Raw genomic sequence first — 18,831 nt, 5'->3', positions numbered from 1 at the left:
ACGTCATGATCGACGCGGTGGGGTGGGCGGGGAGGGGCAGCGAGCGGCGCGGCGAGGGACGATGGACGGGTGAGTGAGGCGTTCGAGGAACTGGCGCGGCTGGTGACGGCCGGGGACGTGGTGGTGCTCAGCGGGGCGGGCCTGTCCACCGAGTCGGGCATCCCGGACTACCGGGGGCCCAGCGGCGCGGCGCGCCGGCACACCCCGATGACGTACCAGGAGTTCACCCGGGACCCGCTGGCCCGGCGGCGGTACTGGGCGCGCAGCCACCTGGGCTGGCAGACCATCGCCCGGGCGGCACCCAACGACGGGCACCGGGCGGTGGCCCGGCTGCAGGCGGCCGGGCTGCTCGGCGGGATCATCACGCAGAACGTCGACGGGCTGCACACCGCCGCCGGCGCCACCGGCGTGATCGAACTGCACGGCCGCCTCGACGAGGTGACGTGCCTGGACTGCGGCAACGCCACCGGCCGCGACGAGCTGCACCGGCGCCTGTCCGAGGCGAACCCGGGCTTCGACGCGCGGGTGGCGCGCGTCAACCCCGACGGTGACGTGGACCTGCCCGACGAGGCGGTGACCGGGTTCCGCACCGTCGACTGCGCGCTGTGCGGCACCGGAATGCTGAAACCGGACGTGGTGTTCTTCGGCGAGACGGTCCCCGCCCCACGTGTCGCGGACTGTTTCGCGCTCGTCGAGCGGGCCCGGGCGCTGCTGGTGCTCGGCTCGTCGTTGACGGTGATGTCGGGCCGGCGGTTCGTGCTGCGGGCGGCCCGCCACGGCATCCCGGTGGCGATCGTCAACCAGGGCGTCACCCGCGGCGACGGGTATGCGGCGCTGCGCCTGGACGCGCCGCTGGGCGCGACCCTGTGCGCGCTGGCCGACCGGGTGGCGGCGGCTCCGGCGCCGGTGTGATCAACCCCCGGGACATGAGCCGGAAACACGCCCGCTGGTAGCGTGGGAGGTGCCGGTACCACCCACGTGGGAGAGACCGTCGACCCGACGGCGCCGAAGGGGCAGATTCTCCCCGGAACCTCTCAGGCAAAAGGACCACGTGGGCAGGCGCTGTGGAGCGCGTCAGCGCGACTCAGGGGGAGGCCGACCCGTCGACCTCGCCCCACCAAGGAGCGCAGCGCATGACCGCAGAGCAGTTCGCCGACCGGCACATCGGCCCCGGCCGCGACGACGAGCGCCGGATGCTGGAGACCGTCGGTTACGGCTCCGTCGACGAGCTGATGGACGCGGCGATCCCCGAGGTGATCCGCTGGCACGGCACCCTCGACCTGCCCGCCCCGGCCGGCGAGCGGGAGGCGATCGCCGAGCTGCGTGCCCTCGCGTCGCGCAACACCGTCGCCGTGTCCATGATCGGCCTGGGCTACCACGGCACGCACACCCCGGCGGTGATCCGCCGCAACGTGCTGGAGAACCCGGCCTGGTACACCGCGTACACGCCGTACCAGCCGGAGATCAGCCAGGGCCGGCTGGAGGCGCTGCTGAACTTCCAAAGCATGGTGTCCGGCCTCACTGCGCTACCAGTCTCGAACGCCTCGATGCTCGACGAGGGCACCGCCGCGGCCGAGGCGATGACGCTCGCCCGCCGCGCGTCCAAGAGCAAGAGCCCGGTGTACGTGGTCGACGCCGACGCGCTGCCGCAGACCGTCGCGGTGATCGCCAGCCGCGCCGAGCCGCTCGGCATCGAGGTGCGCGTGGTCGACGTCGAGCGCGACGACCTGCCGGCGGAGTTCTTCGGCCTGCACCTGCAGTACCCGGGCGCGTCCGGGACGGTCCGCGACCACCGTGCGCTGGTCGACGCGGCGCACGGCGTGGGCGCGCTGGTGACCGTGGCGGCGGACCTGCTGGCGTTGACGCTGCTGCGCCCGCCGGGCGAGATCGGTGCCGACATCGCCGCCGGCACCACCCAGCGCTTCGGCGTACCGATGGGCTTCGGCGGTCCGCACGCCGGTTACCTGGCGGTGCGCTCCGGCCTGGAGCGGATGCTGCCGGGCCGGCTGGTCGGGGTGTCGCGCGACGCCGACGGCAACCCGGCGTACCGGCTGGCGTTGCAGACCCGCGAGCAGCACATCCGCCGGGAGAAGGCGACAAGCAACATCTGCACCGCCCAGGTGCTCCTCGCGGTGATGGCCGGCATGTACGCCGTCTACCACGGCCCCGACGGGCTGCGCGCCATCGCCCGGCGTACCCACGAGGCGGCGGCGCGGCTCGCGGCCGGGCTGCGCGCCGGGGGCGTGCGGGTCACGGACGTCGCGTTCTTCGACACCGTCACCGCGACCGTGCCGGGCCGCGCCGCCGAGGTGGTCGCCGCCGCCGCCGAGCGCAACGTGAACCTGCGGCTGGTCGACGCCGACCGGGTCGGCATCTCCTGCGACGAGACCACCACGCCCGCGCACCTGCAGGCGGTGTGGGCGGCGTTCGGGGTCGACGGGTTCGACGGCGACACCGACGCGGCCCTGCCGGACGGGCTGGCCCGCACGTCGGAGTTCCTCACCCACCCGGTGTTCCACAGCCACCACTCGGAGACGGCGATGCTGCGCTACCTGCGCCGCCTGGCCGACTTCGACTACGCGCTGGACCGCGGCATGATCCCGCTGGGGTCGTGCACGATGAAGCTCAACGCCACCACCGAGATGGAACCGATCACCTGGCCGGAGTTCGCGCACCTGCACCCGTTCGCGCCGGACGCGCAGACCGCCGGGTACCGGGAGCTGATCACCCAGCTGGAGGGCTGGCTGGCCGAGGTCACCGGCTACGACGCGGTCAGCGTGCAGCCCAACGCCGGATCGCAGGGTGAGCTGGCCGGGCTGCTGGCGATCCGCGGCTACCACCGGGAGCGCGGCGAGGGCCACCGCGACGTGTGCCTGATCCCGTCGTCGGCGCACGGCACCAACGCCGCGTCCGCCGTCATGGCCGGCATGCGCGTGGTGGTGGTCGGCTGCGACGCCGACGGCAACGTCGACCTGGTCGACCTCGACGCGAAGATCGACAAGCACCGGGACGCGCTCGCCGCGATCATGGTGACGTACCCGTCGACGCACGGCGTGTACGAGACCGGCATCGCCCAACTGTGCGCGAAGGTCCACGACGCGGGCGGTCAGGTGTACGTCGACGGCGCGAACCTCAACGCGCTTGTCGGATTCGCCAAACCGGGCCGGTTCGGGGCGGACGTGTCGCACCTGAACCTGCACAAGACGTTCTGCATCCCGCACGGCGGCGGCGGACCCGGCGTCGGGCCGGTGGCGGTGCGTTCGCACCTGGCGCCGTTCCTGCCCGGTGACCCGCTCGGTGCGCGCGCCGACGGGCGGCCGGCGATCTCGGCGGCCAACCACGGGTCGGCGGGGATCCTGCCGATCCCGTGGGCGTACCTGCGGATGATGGGCGCCGACGGGCTGGCCCGCGCCACCGGCGTGGCGGTCCTGGCGGCGAACTACGTGGCGGCGCGGCTGCGCAACCACTTCCCGGTGCTGTACGCCGGCAACAAGGGCCTGGTCGCGCACGAGTGCATCCTGGACCTGCGTCCGCTGACCAAGGCCACCGGCGTGAGCGTCGACGACGTGGCGAAGCGGCTGATCGACTACGGCTTCCACGCGCCGACGATGTCGTTCCCGGTGGCCGGGACGCTGATGGTGGAGCCGACCGAGAGCGAGGACCTGGCCGAGCTGGACCGCTTCTGCGACGCGATGATCGCGATCCGGGCGGAGATCGACAAGGTCGGCTCGGGGGAGTGGCCGGCGGGGGACAACCCGCTGTCAAACGCGCCGCACACCGCGGCGATGGTGTCGGCCGACGAGTGGCCGCACCCGTACCCGCGGTCGGTGGGCGCCTACCCGGCGGGTGTGGACCGGGCGGGCCGGTACTGGCCTCCGGTGCGGCGCATCGACGGCGCGTACGGCGACCGGAACCTGGTCTGCTCGTGTCCCGCGCCGGAGGCGTTCGAGGACTGAGCGGCTGACGCCGGGGCGGTGGGCTCTCGCCGCCCCGGCCGGTGCGCCGGACGGTCGTGACCGGCGCGTACGCTCACTGACGCTGCGTGATCGCTCAGGCGACGAGGGCGTGGCGGGCCGGACCCCGGTGCGGGGCGATGGTGCGCCCGTCGGGGAGCAGCTCACCGGTGTCCTCGAAGACGATGACACCGTTGCAGAGCAGGCTCCAGCCCTGCTCAGGGAAGCAGGCGAGGACGCGGGCGGCCTCTCGGTCGGTCGCGTCGGCGGAGGGGCAGGTGGGCTGGTGCTGACACATCGGGTTCTCCGGACTGTGGGGGCACTGTGTCATGGTTCACATGACCAGTGACGCACAGTACCAAGGAAAACTGAGCGGCAACGAGCAAGGATGCGTCATGTTCACCCAGAATGGGCTGAACGGATGACCCGTAACGGCCCGGACGTCGTGGAAGCGCTCCCACAGGTGGAGGTCGATGCTCCCGGCGTCCCGTCCGGATGCCGCCGCCGGCTCGTCGAGACCGCCCGGCTGCACTGGTCGATCGGCGACGGCGGCGACCCCGCCGACCTGGCACAACGCTTCCTCGCCGCACACGGCGTCGACCGCGGCGACCTCACCCGGCCCGGCCGGCACGACCCCGGCGCCGGAGTGTGCGGCGCCGCGGTGTACCTGTCCGCCGCCGCCGGCGCGTACGCCATCGGCGTGTCGCCCGGCGCGCCCAGCCCCGCGCCGGCGCTGCCCGACCTGGTCGTGGTCGTCTACCACCACACCGACCGCCCGGCCGCACCCCGGCCACCGGCGCCGGAGCCGTGGCGGCTCGGCGACTGGCGGGACAGCTGGACCCCTGCTGCGCACGCCGCCGCCGTCGGCGCGGTCCGCGAGGCCATCGCCCGCGGCGACGTCTACCAGGTCAACATCGTCGGCCACGCCGCCGCCGGCTACACCGGCGACCCGCGCCCCGCGCTGGCCCGCCTCGCCGCGCTACCCGGCGCCCGCTACGGCGGCACCCTGCACGGCCCCGGCTGGGCGCTCGGCTGCGCCTCCCCGGAGACCCTCATCGCCGTCGAACACGGCCGGCTGGTCACCCGCCCGATCAAGGGCACCCGCCCGGCCACCGCAGCCGGCCGCCGCGACCTGCTCGCCTCGGCCAAGGAACGCGCCGAACACGTCATGATCGTCGACCTGGAACGCAACGACCTGGCCCGGGTCGCCCGCACCGGCTCGGTGCGCGTCGACGAGCTGTTCGCCGTACGCCGCTGGTGTGACCTGTGGCAGGCGGAGTCGACGGTGTCGGCGGCGCCCGCCGACGGCCTCGGCCTGGCCGACCTGCTGCGCGCCGTGTGCCCCGGCGGGTCGGTCACCGGCGCGCCCAAACACGCCGCCCTGGCGCAGGTCGGCGCGCTGGAGCCGGTCGGGCGCGGCGCGAGCATGGGCGCGCTCGGCTGGGTCGGCCCCGACCGCCTCGACCTGGGCCTGACCATCCGCACCGCCGCCGCCGACGGGGACCTGCTGCACCTGTGGGCCGGGGGAGGCATCACCTGGGACAGCGACCCCGCCGCCGAGGTCGCCGAGGCCGCCGCCAAGGCCGCCCCGATCCGCGCCCTGCTCGCCGGCTGACGGGCCGGCGGCCCGGCCTTCTCGCGGCGGCCTGGCTTGTCGCGGCGGCTCCGCAGGCCGGTAGCGGCCGTGCGGGGCGGCTCGGGCTACGCGGGCGGCGGCTCAGCCGGCGGCGAACTCGTCGAGGGCGGCGACGACCCGCTCGCTGATGCCGTGCCCGCCGCCGTGACCGCCGGACTCCACGATCTCCAGCCGCGCATCAGGCCAGTCCCGGGTCAGCTGCCAGGCGATGTCCGGCGGGCCGCTGACGTCCAGCCGGCCCTGAACCAGCACCCCCGGGATGCCGGCCAGCCGGCCCGCGTCGCGCAGCAGATGCCCGTCGGGCAGGAAACCCCGGTTGGCGAAGTAGTGGGTCACCAGCCGGGTGAACCCGTACCGGAACACCGGATCGGCGTACCGGGGGCTCGGCGCGTAGCCGCCGGCGAGGGACACGTGCACGTCCTCCCAGTCGCACCAGTCCCGCGCCGCCTTGTCCCGCACCGCCGGGTCCGGGTCGTCGACCAGCCGCGCGTACGCCGCCGACAGGTCACCGTCACGGTCGGCCTCCGGCACCCCGTCACGGAACCGCGCCCACTCCTGCGGGAACACCCGCCCCATGTCCCGCGTCACCCACTCGATCTCCCGGTTCGTGTTGGCGACCACGCTGAACAGCACCAGCGCGCTCACCCGACCCGGGTGCCGCTGCGCGTACGCCAGGGCGAGGGACGACCCCCACGACGCGCCGCACAGCAGCCACCTGTCGATCCCCAGGTGCGCGCGCAGCACCTCCATGTCGGCCAGCAGATGCGCCGTGGTGTTCACCGACAGGTCGGTGGCCGGATCCGACGCCGGGGGAGTGCTGCGCCCGCAGCCACGCTGGTCGAACAGCACGATCCGGTACGCGGCCGGGTCGAACAGCCGCCGCCAGGACGCGCCCGCGCCCGAACCCGGCCCGCCGTGCACCACCAGCGCCGGCCGGCCGTCCGGATTGCCGCACGTCTCCCAGTACACGCGCTGCCCGTCCCCGGCATCCAGCATGCCGTGGGCGTAAGGCTCGATCGGTGGATACATCAGTGGCCTCCCCGGAGCAGATACAACAGCGCTGTTACATTAGTGGACGTGACCGCCCCCGACCGCGACGCCCTCGGCACCCTGCTGCGCCACGTCCTGGACGTCCTCGACGGCGACGTCGCCGCCGTCCACCAGCGGCTCGGCCTCACCGACTACCGGCCCCGCTACTCACCAGTCGTGCGCGCGCTCGTCGCCGACGGCCCGCTGCCCATCCGCGACCTCGCCACCCGCGTCGGCGTCACCCACTCCGCCGCCAGCCAGACCGTCGCCCAGATGCGCCGCGCCGGCCTCGTCGACCTGCGCCCCGGCGCCGACGCCCGCCACCGCATCGTCACCCTCACCGACCGCGCCCGCGCGCTGCTGCCCGCCGTCGAAGCCGAATGGGCCGCCACCACCGCCGCCGTGCGCCACCTCGACACCGAACTGCCGGTGCCCCTGACCGACGAGCTGTACGCCGTCCTCGACGCCCTGCGCCGCCGCCCCCTGCGCGACCGCATCGCCGACACCGGGCTCCTCGACACCCCGCCGGACACCCGGGACCGGTAAGCAACGGATAGCCTTCCGGGCATGACTATGCGCCCGATCCGGATCATCGGCGACCCCGTGCTGCGCACCCCCAGCGAACCCGTCACCAGCTTCGACGCCGAACTGCGCGCCCTCGTCACCGACCTGATGGACACGCTGCTCGGCGCACCCGGCCGCGCCGGCGTCGCCGCACCCCAGATCGGCGTCAACGCCCAGGTGTTCGTCTACGACGCCGACGGCCACCGCGGCCACATGATCAACCCCACGCTGGAGCTGTCCGACGAACTCCAGGACGACGAAGAGGGCTGCCTGTCCATCCCCGGCCTGTACTTCCCGACCCCCCGCGCGCTGCACGCCACCGCCCACGGCTACGACCAGCACGGCGAACCGCTCACCGTCACCGGCAGCGGCTTCCTCGCCCGCGCCCTGCAACACGAGACCGACCACCTGCGCGGACGCCTCTACGTCGACACCCTGCGCGGCGACACCCGCCGCCGCGCCCTGCGCGAGATCCGCGCCGGCCGGTTCGACTCACCCAGCCGCAGCCGCAGCCGCTGACGTCAACGCGCACTCGGTGAACCCGGCCACCCGGGAGAACCCCAGCCGCTCGTACAGCCGCACCGCCGCCGCGTTGTCCGCCCGCACGTTCAACGTCACGTGATCCACCGACGCACGCAGCCGGGCGCACAACGCCGCCACCACACCCGCACCCAGACCACGACCCCGCACGTCCGGATGCGTCGTCACATTCCCCAGCGCCGCGACCCGCCAGCGCGGCGAGAACACGTGCACCCCCGCCACCGCCACCAGCCGGCCACGCTCCCGCACCCCCACGTACTGGCCCGTGTCCAGCATCCGCGGATCGAACCAGTTCCCCGGATACGCCACCGCGTACAACCCGGCCAGCTCCGCCGCGTCCGCCGGCCCCAACGGCGCACCCACCGCCCGCACCGCCGCCAGCCGCCCCGGATCCGTCAACGCCATCCGGTGATGCGCCGCCGCCTCCGACACCACGAACCAGCGGCCCACCGCCGCCTCCAGACCGGGGGACAGGTGCGCCCACATCCGCGCCGGCAACACCGGCGCCGCCTCCGCCAGCAACCCCGCCAGGTCCGGCACCCGATCCGGCGCCGCGAACGCCAGCAACGTCGGCAACTCCACCCCGTGATACAGCAACACCACCTGGTCGCCACGCCGGAACCACGACGTGTACGGCCAGAAGAAATCGTCCAGATCACCCAACTGGTACGCGTGCAACACCGGATCCCGGCCCAGCAGACCCGCCAGCACCGCCCGGTCGTGCTCCGCCCGCACCGCCACCGCGATCAGCCCGCCATCCACTGGTCGTAACCCAGCCGGGCCACCAGCGCCAGCACCACCACCAGCAGCACCACCCGCACGAACCCGGCACCCCGCCGCAACGCCATCCGCGCGCCCACCGCCGCCCCCACCACGTTGCACACCGCCATCGCCGCACCCAACGCCCACCACACGTGCCCGGTCAACCCGAACACCACGAGCGCACCCAGATTCGTACCCGCGTTGACCACCTTCGCCATCGCCGACGCGTGCACGAAATCCGAACCCAGAATCGCCGTGAACGCCAACACCAGGAACGTCCCCGTACCCGGCCCGATCAACCCGTCGTACAGGGCGATGCCCAGACCGGCCACCGCCACCGCCACCACCACCCGCCGAGGGGTCCGCCGCCGCGGCGACGCCACCACACCCAGCGACGGCCGCGCCAGCACGAACACCGCCACCGCCACCAGCACCACGAGCACCACCGGCCGGTACGCGCTGCCCGGCACCGCACCCGCCAACGCCGCACCCAACCCCGCCGTCAGCACCGCCAACCCGGCCGCCGGACCCGCCACCGCCCAGTCCAGCTTCGTCCGCCGCGCATACGTCACCGCCGCCGTCGACGTACCGAAGATCGCCGCCAGCTTGTTCGTGCCCAACGCCGTCGCCACCGGCACACCCGGCGCCGCCACCAGCAACGCCGGCAACAACAACAGACCGCCGCCACCCACCACCGCGTCCACCCACCCGGCCAGAAGGGCAGCAGTCAGCAACGTCGTCAACGACAGGGCATCCACCGCCGCATTCTGCCCACGCCACCACCAGCGACAACGCCACCTGTGGCCAGCCTCACCGCCCCCGGCGACGCCGCAACCACACCCCGACCGACCCCACCGCCACGAACACCAGCATCGAACAGCACAACAGCTTCAGCACCCGGCAAGACTCCCACGACGACGTAGGGTGTCCAGGTGCGCCTGGCCACCTTCAACCTGCTGCACGGCCGATCCCTCACCGATGGGCTCGTCGACCCCGACCGGCTCACCGCAGCCGTCACCGACCTCGACGCCGACGTCCTCGCCCTCCAGGAAGTCGACCGCGACCAGACCCGCAGCGGCAAACTCGACCTCACCGCCGTCGCCGCCCGCGCCCTGCACGCCGACCACCACCGCTTCGCCGCCGCCGTCGTCGGCACCCCCGGAGAACAGTTCCGCCCCCTCACCCACGACGACGACGGCCACGGCGAACCCCTCTACGGCATCGGCCTGATCAGCCGCCACCCCGTCCGCTCCTGGCAGGTCACCCGCCTGCGCGCCGCACCCGTGCGCTCACCCATCTACGCACCCGGCCCCGGCGGCGGACTCGTCCTGCTCCGCGACGAACCCCGCGTCGTGCTCGCCGCCGTCCTCGACACCCCCCACGGCCCCCTCACCGTCGCCGCCACCCACCTGTCCTTCGTCCCCGGCTGGAACGTCTGGCAACTACGCCGCGTCGTCCGCGTCCTGCGCACCCTGCCCGCACCCCGGGTCCTGCTCGGCGACCTCAACCTGCCCGCCGGACCCGCCGCCGCACTCACCCGCTGGCGGCCCCTCGCGAGGCGCCCCACCTACCCGGCCGGGCAACCCCGCGTCCAACTCGACCACATCCTCGCCGACCGCCACGGCCTCGACCGGCTCCCGCCCGTCACCGCCGTCCACACACCGCTGGCCACCATCTCCGACCACCGGCCCCTCGTCGTCGACCTCGGCTGACGCTCAACCCAGCCCACTCTGCCGCCGCGCCGCGTCCACCGCGTTACGGAACAACATCGCCACCGTCGTCGGACCCACCCCGCCCACACGCGGCGTGATCGCACCCGCCACCTCGGCACACGACTCGTCCACGTCCGGCAGCAACCGCCGTCCCTCGTACCGCACCCCACCACCGACCACCACCGCGCCCGGCCGCACATGCTCCGGCTGCACGATCCCCGGCACCCCCGCCGCCGCGATCAGGATCTCCGCCCGCCGCGTGTACCGCGGCCAGTCCGCCACACCCGTGTGCACCACAGTCACCGCCGCGTTCGCCGTCGGCCGCTTCTGCGCCAGCAACATCGCAAGCGGCCGCCCCAACGTCGCACCCCGGCCCAGGATCACCACCTCCCGGCCCGCCACCGGCACACCGTGGAACGCCAGCAACGCCTCGATCCCCGCCGGCGTACACGGCAACGGACCCGGCAACCCCAACGCCAGCCGGCCCATGTTCACCGGATGCATCCCGTCCACGTCCTTGTCCGGATCCAGCTCCGCCAACGCCCGGTCGTAGTCCAGGTGACCCGGAATCGGATACTGCACCAGCACCCCGTGCACCGTGGCGTCCGCGTTGAAATCCGCCAGCACCGCGTGCAGATCCACCTGCGACGCCGACGCCGGCAGATGCACGTGCGGCGACACGAAACCCAGGTCGGCCGCCTGGCGTTGCTTGATCCGGATATAACCCGCGCTCGCGTCGTCGTCACCCACCAGCACCGTCGCCAGCGCCGGCGTCACCCCCGCCGCACGCAGCTCCGCCACCGACGCGGCGACCTCCGACAACACCCGCTCCGCCACCGGGGCACCCGGCAGCAACCGCGCAGAAGACATACGACACCTCGCCCGCGGAGGCCCAGGCGGTCGACCCCCACGACGAGCTCCCCGATGGTTCACCCATCCCCGTGCCGCCAGTCGCGTTCCCCCTCAGCCTGCCACAGCCTCCGCCGCCACCGCATCCACCACCGCCTGCCACCCCGGCAACGCCGCCAGCAGACCGTCCGCCCGCCGCCGCCGATCCGCCGCCGACGCCACCCCCAGATCCGCCAGCACCGCCCCGAACGCCCGCTCCCGCTCCGGCGCCACCGCACCCAGAACCACATGACACCGCGCGTACGTCACCAGCACCCAGAACATCGCCTCCCGATGCCGCCCCGCCTCGATCAGCTCAGCCGCACCGTCGAACACCACCGGACGCCCCGCCGCACCCAGATCCGCCCCGAACGCGAACCCCTCCCGCGGCAACCGCGACGCCTCGTCGAACACCACCGCCAACCCGGCCAGATGCTCCCGCACCCGCGCCGCGTCCACACCCACACCGCCGCCGTCGAGCGTGTCCAGCAGGCCCGCGTACCGATCCGCGAACCCGAACCGCGACAACACCCGCTCCGCCCGCACATACCGCCGCCGCACCGTCGGATCCGCCAGCCCCGCCACCGCCGGCCACACCGCCAGCAACGACGTCGGAAACACCCACGCCAGCACCTGCTCCGCGGTCGACGGTGCGGCGTCGACCGCCCGCAAACCGGCCTCGATGCGCCGCCGCACCCCGGCGCACCGCGCCCGCACCCACACCGGATCCGCGAACCCCGCCGCCACCCGCTCCCGTACCGCCGCCAGCCGCCCCGACGGATCCGCGATCACCCCATCGGTACGGAACATCGGCGCGAACACCCACGACCCCAGCACATCCTCCGGGCCGCCCAACTCCGCCCACGTGACAGTGCTGACCTCAAGCAACACCCCCCGGTGCAGAAACTTGCCCACCTTCACACCGGGCTCCCGGCGCACCAGCAACACGTCCACGTCCGACCACACCGGCAGCACCGCGTCGTCCGGCAACCCCACAGTCGACCCGCTGAACAACGCCCCCTCGATCGACGGATCCGCACGCATCCGCTCCCGCACCCACCCGACCGCCACCGCACGCGCCGCACCCATTCGCATCCGCCCGATCCTGCCAGCCCGGCAGCGCACCGACAGACCCATTCTGGATACGTACGGTTGTCGTTTGGGCACAGAACGTGGAACATCGACGTTAGCGACTGTCGTCGAAATCGTGTGGGGCGATGCGAATGACGGGCTACCACCCGATCCTCAAAGGACGCCAAGCCGAACTCCAGGCCGTCAGCCACGTCCCCGACGAACTCGCACCACACATCCTCCCGATCTTCGACCTGCCACCCTCCAAGCGCGGTCCGATCACCGACGCATGCACCTTCAGTCGACGCGCACAGGACAGCATCCCGCGTGACATGGCCATCGCCGTCGACGTGCGCCACCTCCCCGAGCCCACCACCGGCACCCGCCGGCCACTCCGCGACATCGCCGACGACCTGCACCCGTGGGGGATCCCCGCGCTGCCCGTCGCCCACCTGAACGACACCCCCGCACAACTGGCCGACGTCCGTTACGCCGCCGCGCCCTACGGTGGCGTTCTCCGGCTCGCCGCCCACCACACCGAACCGGACGACGCCGAAACCGACGCACGACTGCGCCACGTCCTATCCGCCACCGAACTGCGACCTGAGAACTGCACCCTCGTCATCGACGTCGCCGAGGTGGCATCCGACCGGCACCTCACGACAGCCGAGCCCCTCGTTCGCAAACACCTCGTGTGGGCCGGACGCCACCCCTGGAAGGCGGTCGTCGTCGCCGCCGGAGCGATGCCCGCCACGATCTCCCACGTACCAGCCGGCACCGCCATCCCGCTCCGCAGGCGGGACTTCGACCTCTGGCAGCGGCTCAAGGACCATGACATCCAGTTCGCCGACTACGGCGTCACTCACCCCGGCACCGGCTCGGGACGCCGAGGGCCAGCACCCAACATCCGCTATACCCACCAGGACGCCTGGTGGACCTACCGTGCGCACAGCGACGGCATGGACAGCGGCAACACCGGCATCTACGACATCTGCCGGGCCCTCGTATCCGCCGACCACTGGCCGCCCACCGGGCGTCACTTCTCCTGGGGCGACGAACAGATCGCCCTGCGCGCCGCCCGCCACGCCGGCCCCGGCACCGCCACCCAATGGATTGCCTGGGCAACGTCACACCACCTGTCGTACGTCGCCGACCAGCTCGGCCTGACAGCTATCGCTTGACCAACCCCGACAACGCCCGATTGGTGCGGTTCGCCGCCACCGCCGCCCGCTGCTGACCCGCCGTCACCTCGATGTACGTCTGCGACGACGCCAACGACGCGTGCCCCAGCAACCGCATGATCTCCGCCGCGCTCGCCCCGTCCTCCGCCAGCCGCGTCGCGAACGTGTGCCGCAACGCATGCAACCGGGCACCCCGGGGCACCCGGTCACCGATGCCCGCCCGCCGGTAACACGACTCCACCAGGTACTGCAGCCCACCCCGCCGCAACGCCTCACCCTGACGATCCACCAGGAACGGCGAATCCGGCCGCACACTGCGCGACCCGAAGCGGAGCCGCCGGCTGTCCAGATAACCCGCGAGCACCCGGTCCACGCCGTCCTCGATCGGCACCGTACGCGGCCGCCCGCCCTTACCCGCCACGTCCACCCGCCGCTCACCGTCGCGCCCGGCCACCGACGACACCCGCAGCGCCAGCAGCTCCGACAGCCGCAACCCCGCGCACAACGCCAGCGCCAGCACCGCCAGGTCACGCTCCGGCCACGGATCACGCTGCCGGCCCTCCGCCCGGGCCACCGCCGCCAGCAGCTCCTCCGGGGTGTCCTCGCCCCGCAGTGGCTTGGGCCGGGGGAGCGGCGTACGGGGCCGCCCCACCGCCGGCATCGGATTGCCCGGTACGACACCCTCGGCGACCAGGAACGTGAAGAAGCTGTTCCACGTCGACCAGGCACGATGGACCGACGCGGCGGCGCGGGGAGCGGCGAACCGCGCGAACGCCGCGCGCATCACCTTGGGGGAGAGGGCGCTGACGGATAGGTGCAGGGGAGAGGCGTCACCATCGGCGGCGACGAGCTCGGCCACCGTGGTCAGATCCCGCCGGTACGCGGCCAGAGTGTGGGGGGAGGGCTTACGGGTGGCCCGGGCGGTCAGGAACTCCTCAATCAGAGTGCCTACCGTTTCGTCCGGTTTGTCATGCATAAGGGATATTATGCATGATTCTCGCGTTCCCGCCAGGAGTCCATATCAGGGGAGCGGGGGGCGACCAACGCCATGATCAACTCCCTCTCGCCGAGATGGCGGTAACCCCAGTGCTCCGATGCAGCCACATCGGCGAACTGGCGGCCGCGCCAGCGATCATGAGGTTGACCGGAAGTGCTGTCTGATGTGTCGCCGCTAGCTTCATGATCGGCGGACGGCGGGTGGAGTGAGGTGGGATTCGGCGGGGGACGCTCGGGTCGGCCGGTGGATGGGCCGGCCCGATGATCGGTGCCTGGACGCAACGGCGGCGACATCGTGTCTGGAGGCGTGAGCCAGCTCGCGGCGAGCTCGCTGCCGCTGCCAACGCGCGCCAGGTTGAGCACGCGGCCCGGCGGCACGACAGGGGGTGACTGCGTGCACTCCGGCGCCCCCGAAGGCCCGCAAAGGCGGTCACCTGCCTCGCGCGGGCGCTCGGGGAGCTCCCGCCTCAGCTTCACTTGACATAATGTGCATTATCGAACATGCGATATCCGGCGCTCAGCCAGGCTTCATGCGTCCGGCGTCGCCGCGTCCCTGACGAGCGCGGCGACGCACAGCAGGTCTCGGGCACGGAAGTACGCCCGCGCGTCCTCCTCGTAAAGCCGTCCGCCGGCACGCTGCCGCACCTGCTGTACCGCGTCATCGAGTCGCTCATGCTGCTCGGCGGTCAAGGGTCCGCCGCTCGCGAGGCAGGCGGACACCGAGCTGCCGATCTCCCGCGTGCCCGGGTCGTTGCCCGCGAGCAGCTCGGGCAGCCGGCTGCGCCGCCAGTAGTCCAGCGCGTGCAGTGCCGCTCGCTGGACAGCTCCGTACCAGATCGTCGGGCCCAGGTTGGGGTTTCGATCAGCCCGCCGCGGTGTCCGGTGGCCGAGCTGCTTCGCGGTGCGGCGTTCGGCGGCGTAGCGCTCTAGATCCTCGTGCCAGAGGCGGCGGCTCGCCGCGAGATGCTCCAGCGCCCGAAGCAGCGCCGCCTCGTCACGCCGGAACGGTCCGGCCACCTCTTCGAGGAAGCTGAGTGTCGCCTCGAACCCGACTGGGCGATACAGCTGCACGCACGAGCGTAGTGCGGAGACCCGGCGCTGGTGCGGCAGCGCCGGGTCGCGGACCCGGCGGGCGAAGGCGCTGAAGCTCACCGGCCGACAGTAGAGGCGCCGGCCGACAGTGGTGTTGACCGTCGCCCTCTCCCCTGTGCTGTCGTCGGGCGGTCAGGCGTCGACGTAGTCGGCCAGGTGTTCGCCGGTGAGCGTCGACCGGGCCGCCACGAGGTCCGCCGGGGTGCCCTCGTACACGATCCGGCCGCCGTCGTGACCGGCGCCCGGGCCGAGGTCGATGATCCAGTCGGCGTGCGCCATGACGGCCTGGTGGTGCTCGATCACGATGACGGACTTCCCGGCGTCGACGAGCCGGTCGAGCAGGCCGAGCAGTTGGGCGACGTCGGCCAGGTGCAGGCCGGTGGTGGGTTCGTCAAGGACGTACACGCCGCCCTTGTCCCCCATCCGGGTGGCGAGCTTGAGGCGTTGCCGTTCGCCGCCGGACAGCGTGGTCAGGGGTTGACCGAGCGTGAGGTAGCCGAGGCCGACGTCGGCGAGCCGGTCGAGGATGGTGTGGGCGGCCGGGGTGCGGGCGTCGCCGGCGTTGAAGAACGTCTCGGCTTCGTCGACGGACATGGCGAGGACCTCGCTGATGTCGCGTCCGCCGAGGTGGTAGTCGAGGACTGCGGGCTGGAAGCGCTTGCCTTCGCAGTCCTCGCAGGTGCTGGCGACGCCGGCCATCATGCCGAGGTCGGTGTAGATGACGCCGGCGCCGTTGCAGGTGGGGCAGGCGCCTTCGGAGTTGGCGCTGAACAGGGCGGGTTTGACGCCGTTGGCTTTGGCGAAGGCTTTGCGGATGGGGTCGAGCAGGCCGGTGTAGGTGGCGGGGTTGCTGCGGCGGGAGCCGCGGATGGCGGTCTGGTCGATGCTGACGACGTCCTCGCGTTTGGCCAGTGAGCCGTGGATGAGGCTGCTCTTGCCGGAGCCGGCGACGCCGGTGACGACGACCAGGACGCCGAGGGGGATGTCGACGTCGATGTCGCGCAGGTTGTGGGTGCGGGCGCCGCGGATCGGCAGGGCGCCGGTGGGCGTACGCAGCTTGTCCTTGAGGGTGGCGCGGTCGTCGAGGTGGCGGCCGGTGGTGGTGCCGCTTTCGCGCAGGCCGGCGACTGTGCCTTCGTAGCAGATGGTGCCGCCGGCGGTGCCGGCGCCGGGGCCGAGGTCGACGACGTGGTCGGCGATGGCGATGGTTTCGGGTTTGTGTTCGACGACGAGGACGGTGTTGCCCTTGTCGCGGAGTTGGAGCAGGAGGTTGTTCATTCGGGCGATGTCGTGCGGGTGCAGGCCGATGGTGGGTTCGTCGAAGACGTAGGTGACGTCGGTGAGGGACGAGCCGAGGTGGCGGATCATCTTGGTGCGCTGGGCCTCGCCGCCGGAGAGGGTGCCGGCGGGGCGGTCGAGGCTGAGGTAGCCGAGGCCGATCTCGACGAATGAGTCGAGGGTGTCCCCCAGTGCTTTGAGCAGCGGGCCGACGGAGGGTTCGTGCAGGTCGCGTACCCAGGTGGCGAGGTCGCTGATCTGCATGGCGCAGGCGTCGGCGATGTTGATGCCGTTGATCTTCGAGGAGCGGGCTTCGGGGGCCAGGCGGGTGCCGTCGCAGTCGGGGCAGGTGGTGAACGTGATGGCGCGTTCGACGAAGGCGCGGATGTGCGGCTGCATGGCGTCGACGTCCTTGGCGAGCATCGACTTGCTGATGGCGGGGATGAGGCCGGTGTAGGTGACGTTGATGCCGTCAACCTTGATCTTTGTGGGTTCCTTGTGGAGCAGGTCGCTCAGTTCACGTCTGGTGTAGTCGCGGATGGGCTTGTCGGGGTCGAACAGGCCGCTGGAGCGGAAGATGCGGCCGTACCAGCCGTCCATGCTGTAGCCGGGGATGGTGATGGCGCCCTCGTTGAGGGAGAGCTTCTCGTCGTAGAGGACGGTGAGGTCGAAGTCGGTGACGGCGCCGCGGCCCTCGCAGCGGGGGCACATGCCGCCGAGGCGGTTGAAGGTGCCCTTCTTGGTCTGGGTCTTGCCGGGGCCGCGGTCGACGGTGATGGCGCCGGCGGCGCGGACGGAGGGGACGTTGAAGGAGTAGGCGTTGGGTGGGCCGATGTGGGGGTCGCCGAGGCGGCTGAACAGGATGCGGAGCATGGCGTTGACGTCGGTGGCGGTGCCGACGGTGGAGCGGGGGTCGGCGCCCATGCGTTCCTGGTCGACGATGATGGCGGTGGTGAGGCCTTCGAGGATGTCGACTTCGGGGCGGGACAGGGTGGGCATGAAGCCCTGGACGAAGGCGCTGTAGGTCTCGTTGATGAGGCGCTGGGACTCGGCGGCGATGGTGCCGAAGACCAGTGAGCTCTTGCCGGAGCCGGAGACGCCGGTGAAGACGGTGAGGCGGCGTTTGGGTATCTCGACGTCGACGTTGCGCAGGTTGTTCTCGCGGGCGCCGTGGACGCGGATGATGTCGTGGCTGTCGGCGTGGTGCAGGCCGGTCGTGGCCTTGCTCATGGTGCTCTCCGTCCGGTGGTGCGGGTGTCAGTCGAGCCAGCGGCCGTCGCGCATCAGGGTGCGGCCGGGTAGTTCGTCGGCTTCGCGCCAGGCCTGGATGCGGTGTGGGGTGATGCGGTACCAGCGGTAGGGCGTGGTCAGGGTACGGGGGTCGAAGCCGGTTCGGGTGGCGAAGCGGTCGCCTCGGTCGGTGGGCAGGGCGTCGATGGTGAGGGTTTCGACGCGGCCGTCGATCATGGTGACGTCGCGGGTGGGGCCGAGGCCGACGCGGGCGTGGCCGCCGGCGAGATTGCGGCCGGTGGGGCTGTCGGCCGGGGTGGCGACGAGCAGGGTGTGGCCGTCCCAGTCGAAGGACAGGGGCACGAGGTACGGGGTGCCGTCTGGGCCGGCGGTGGCGACCCAGCAGTCGACGTCGTGGTCGAGGCGGTGGGTGGTGTCCTTGCGGCGCTGGGCGCGGGTGCGGGGTGCGTCGGTCACGGGTCAGCGCCGCTCGTTGATGCGGATGAGGTTGCCGGTGGGGTCGCGGAAGGCGCAGTCGCGGACGCCGTAGGGCTGTTCGGTGGGTTCCTGGACGACGTCGGCGCCGCCTGCTTGGAGGCGGTCGAACAGGCCGTCGAGGTCGTCGGTGGCGAGGGTGAGCGCGCCGTAGCTGCCCTTGGCGATGAGTTCGAGGATGGTGCGGCGTTCGTCGTCGCTGATGCCGGGGTCGACGGCCGGTGGGTGCAGGACGATGCCGGTCTCCGGCTGGTCGGGTGGGCCGACGGTGAGCCAGCGCATGGTGTCGCCCTGGCCGACGTCGTTGCGGAGTTCGAAGCCGAGGGTGTCGCGGTAGAAGGCGATGGCGGCGTCGGCGTCGGTGTGGGGCAGGAACGCGTAGTGAATGGTGATCGTCATGGTGG

The 18,831-nt window shown here is 72.4% G+C and carries 18 protein-coding genes and 1 riboswitch; of the genes, 7 read left to right on the top strand and 11 right to left on the bottom strand.

Annotated features, from left to right (window positions below; genetic code table 11):
- Positions 1-69: 69 nt before the first annotated feature.
- Together OC439_RS26240 and gcvP are read left to right on the top strand one after the other, a co-directional pair.
- A complete protein-coding gene (locus OC439_RS26240) occupies positions 70-912 on the top strand; it encodes an NAD-dependent protein deacetylase (RefSeq protein ID WP_262015769.1) in 843 nt (280 codons plus the stop codon).
- Positions 913-969: 57 nt separating this feature from the next.
- Positions 970-1,060, top strand: a riboswitch (glycine riboswitch).
- A gap of 73 nt (positions 1,061-1,133) precedes the next feature.
- Positions 1,134-3,956, top strand: coding sequence for an aminomethyl-transferring glycine dehydrogenase (gene gcvP, locus OC439_RS26235; RefSeq protein ID WP_262015768.1), 2,823 nt, complete (start codon positions 1,134-1,136; stop codon positions 3,954-3,956).
- Between the two features lie 94 nt (positions 3,957-4,050).
- Here the strand turns inward: gcvP and OC439_RS26230 are convergent, their stop codons facing one another.
- A complete protein-coding gene (locus tag OC439_RS26230; RefSeq protein ID WP_013286363.1) occupies positions 4,051-4,251 on the bottom strand; it encodes a DUF5999 family protein in 201 nt (66 codons plus the stop codon).
- A gap of 123 nt (positions 4,252-4,374) precedes the next feature.
- On the opposite strand from OC439_RS26230, the gene OC439_RS26225 reads away from it, so the two are divergent.
- Positions 4,375-5,568 carry a chorismate-binding protein gene (locus tag OC439_RS26225; protein WP_262015767.1) on the top strand — a complete coding sequence of 398 codons (1,194 nt, stop codon included), beginning with the start codon at positions 4,375-4,377 and terminating at the stop codon, positions 5,566-5,568.
- A 102-nt stretch (positions 5,569-5,670) separates the two neighbouring features.
- On the opposite strand, the gene pip is transcribed toward OC439_RS26225, so the two are convergent.
- Positions 5,671-6,618 carry a prolyl aminopeptidase gene (gene pip / locus OC439_RS26220; protein WP_262015766.1) on the bottom strand — a complete coding sequence of 316 codons (948 nt, stop codon included), beginning with the start codon at positions 6,616-6,618 and terminating at the stop codon, positions 5,671-5,673.
- Positions 6,619-6,666: 48 nt separating this feature from the next.
- Between pip and OC439_RS26215 the strand changes: the two genes are divergently transcribed.
- Together OC439_RS26215 and def are read left to right on the top strand one after the other, a co-directional pair.
- Entirely contained in the window at positions 6,667-7,164 is a 498-nt protein-coding gene (locus tag OC439_RS26215; protein ID WP_262015765.1) for a MarR family winged helix-turn-helix transcriptional regulator, read from the top strand.
- 21 nt (positions 7,165-7,185) lie between these two features.
- Positions 7,186-7,701 (top strand): peptide deformylase, encoded by a 516-nt coding sequence (gene def / locus OC439_RS26210; RefSeq protein WP_262015764.1) that lies wholly within the window; start codon positions 7,186-7,188, stop codon positions 7,699-7,701.
- Here def and OC439_RS26205 read toward each other — a convergent pair.
- The gene (locus OC439_RS26205) at positions 7,675-8,484 is read right to left on the bottom strand and encodes a GNAT family N-acetyltransferase (protein WP_262015763.1); all 810 of its coding nucleotides are present in this window, start codon (positions 8,482-8,484) and stop codon (positions 7,675-7,677) included. The two genes, def and OC439_RS26205, sit on opposite strands and share 27 nt — an antisense overlap.
- Complete coding sequence (locus OC439_RS26200; protein ID WP_262015762.1) at positions 8,469-9,242, bottom strand: sulfite exporter TauE/SafE family protein; 774 nt, start codon at positions 9,240-9,242, stop codon at positions 8,469-8,471. Before OC439_RS26200 ends, OC439_RS26205 begins: the two co-directional genes overlap by 16 nt.
- 174 nt (positions 9,243-9,416) lie before the next feature.
- Between OC439_RS26200 and OC439_RS26195 the strand changes: the two genes are divergently transcribed.
- Complete coding sequence (locus tag OC439_RS26195; protein WP_194803367.1) at positions 9,417-10,196, top strand: endonuclease/exonuclease/phosphatase family protein; 780 nt, start codon at positions 9,417-9,419, stop codon at positions 10,194-10,196.
- A gap of 3 nt (positions 10,197-10,199) precedes the next feature.
- Here OC439_RS26195 and OC439_RS26190 read toward each other — a convergent pair whose 3' ends face one another.
- Together OC439_RS26190 and OC439_RS26185 are read right to left on the bottom strand one after the other, a co-directional pair.
- Positions 10,200-11,066 carry a bifunctional 5,10-methylenetetrahydrofolate dehydrogenase/5,10-methenyltetrahydrofolate cyclohydrolase gene (locus OC439_RS26190; RefSeq protein WP_262015761.1) on the bottom strand — a complete coding sequence of 289 codons (867 nt, stop codon included), beginning with the start codon at positions 11,064-11,066 and terminating at the stop codon, positions 10,200-10,202.
- A 93-nt stretch (positions 11,067-11,159) separates the two neighbouring features.
- On the bottom strand, positions 11,160-12,179 hold the full coding sequence (locus OC439_RS26185) for a hypothetical protein (RefSeq protein WP_262015760.1): 1,020 nt from the start codon (positions 12,177-12,179) through the stop codon (positions 11,160-11,162).
- A gap of 128 nt (positions 12,180-12,307) precedes the next feature.
- On the opposite strand from OC439_RS26185, the gene OC439_RS26180 reads away from it, so the two are divergent.
- Complete coding sequence (locus tag OC439_RS26180) at positions 12,308-13,336, top strand: beta family protein (RefSeq protein ID WP_262015759.1); 1,029 nt, start codon at positions 12,308-12,310, stop codon at positions 13,334-13,336.
- On the opposite strand, the gene OC439_RS26175 is transcribed toward OC439_RS26180, so the two are convergent.
- The 5 genes from OC439_RS26175 to OC439_RS26155 all read right to left on the bottom strand — a co-directional run bounded on the left by OC439_RS26175 (position 13,326) and on the right by OC439_RS26155 (position 18,826).
- Positions 13,326-14,312 (bottom strand): tyrosine-type recombinase/integrase, encoded by a 987-nt coding sequence (locus tag OC439_RS26175; protein WP_262015758.1) that lies wholly within the window; start codon positions 14,310-14,312, stop codon positions 13,326-13,328. The two genes, OC439_RS26180 and OC439_RS26175, sit on opposite strands and share 11 nt — an antisense overlap.
- A 548-nt stretch (positions 14,313-14,860) precedes the next feature.
- Positions 14,861-15,484, bottom strand: a complete 624-nt coding sequence (locus OC439_RS26170) for a hypothetical protein (protein WP_262015757.1) — start codon at positions 15,482-15,484, stop codon at positions 14,861-14,863.
- A gap of 72 nt (positions 15,485-15,556) precedes the next feature.
- The gene (locus OC439_RS26165) at positions 15,557-17,932 is read right to left on the bottom strand and encodes an excinuclease ABC subunit UvrA (protein ID WP_262015756.1); all 2,376 of its coding nucleotides are present in this window, start codon (positions 17,930-17,932) and stop codon (positions 15,557-15,559) included.
- Between the two features lie 27 nt (positions 17,933-17,959).
- Positions 17,960-18,409, bottom strand: a complete 450-nt coding sequence (locus OC439_RS26160; protein WP_262015755.1) for a pyridoxamine 5'-phosphate oxidase family protein — start codon at positions 18,407-18,409, stop codon at positions 17,960-17,962.
- Positions 18,410-18,412: 3 nt separating this feature from the next.
- Positions 18,413-18,826 (bottom strand): VOC family protein, encoded by a 414-nt coding sequence (locus OC439_RS26155; RefSeq protein ID WP_262015754.1) that lies wholly within the window; start codon positions 18,824-18,826, stop codon positions 18,413-18,415.
- Between the last annotated feature and the right edge of the window lie 5 nt (positions 18,827-18,831).

Origin of the sequence: Micromonospora sp. Mcm103 (assembly GCF_024519755.1) — a bacterium.
Classification (GTDB): domain Bacteria; phylum Actinomycetota; class Actinomycetes; order Mycobacteriales; family Micromonosporaceae; genus Micromonospora; species Micromonospora aurantiaca.
This window is presented reverse-complemented; position numbering and strand designations above follow the sequence as displayed.

Coding starts and splice junctions, on each gene's coding strand:
- gcvP (WP_262015768.1), top strand. CDS start 1,134: ATGACCGCAGAGCAGTTCGCCGACCGGCACATCGGCCCCGGCCGCGAC.
- OC439_RS26230 (WP_013286363.1), bottom strand. CDS start 4,251: ATGTGTCAGCACCAGCCCACCTGCCCCTCCGCCGACGCGACCGACCGA.
- OC439_RS26225 (WP_262015767.1), top strand. CDS start 4,375: ATGACCCGTAACGGCCCGGACGTCGTGGAAGCGCTCCCACAGGTGGAG.
- pip (WP_262015766.1), bottom strand. CDS start 6,618: ATGTATCCACCGATCGAGCCTTACGCCCACGGCATGCTGGATGCCGGG.
- def (WP_262015764.1), top strand. CDS start 7,186: ATGACTATGCGCCCGATCCGGATCATCGGCGACCCCGTGCTGCGCACC.
- OC439_RS26190 (WP_262015761.1), bottom strand. CDS start 11,066: ATGTCTTCTGCGCGGTTGCTGCCGGGTGCCCCGGTGGCGGAGCGGGTG.
- OC439_RS26185 (WP_262015760.1), bottom strand. CDS start 12,179: ATGCGAATGGGTGCGGCGCGTGCGGTGGCGGTCGGGTGGGTGCGGGAG.
- OC439_RS26180 (WP_262015759.1), top strand. CDS start 12,308: ATGACGGGCTACCACCCGATCCTCAAAGGACGCCAAGCCGAACTCCAG.
- OC439_RS26175 (WP_262015758.1), bottom strand. CDS start 14,312: ATGCATGACAAACCGGACGAAACGGTAGGCACTCTGATTGAGGAGTTC.
- OC439_RS26165 (WP_262015756.1), bottom strand. CDS start 17,932: ATGAGCAAGGCCACGACCGGCCTGCACCACGCCGACAGCCACGACATC.
- OC439_RS26155 (WP_262015754.1), bottom strand. CDS start 18,826: ATGACGATCACCATTCACTACGCGTTCCTGCCCCACACCGACGCCGAC.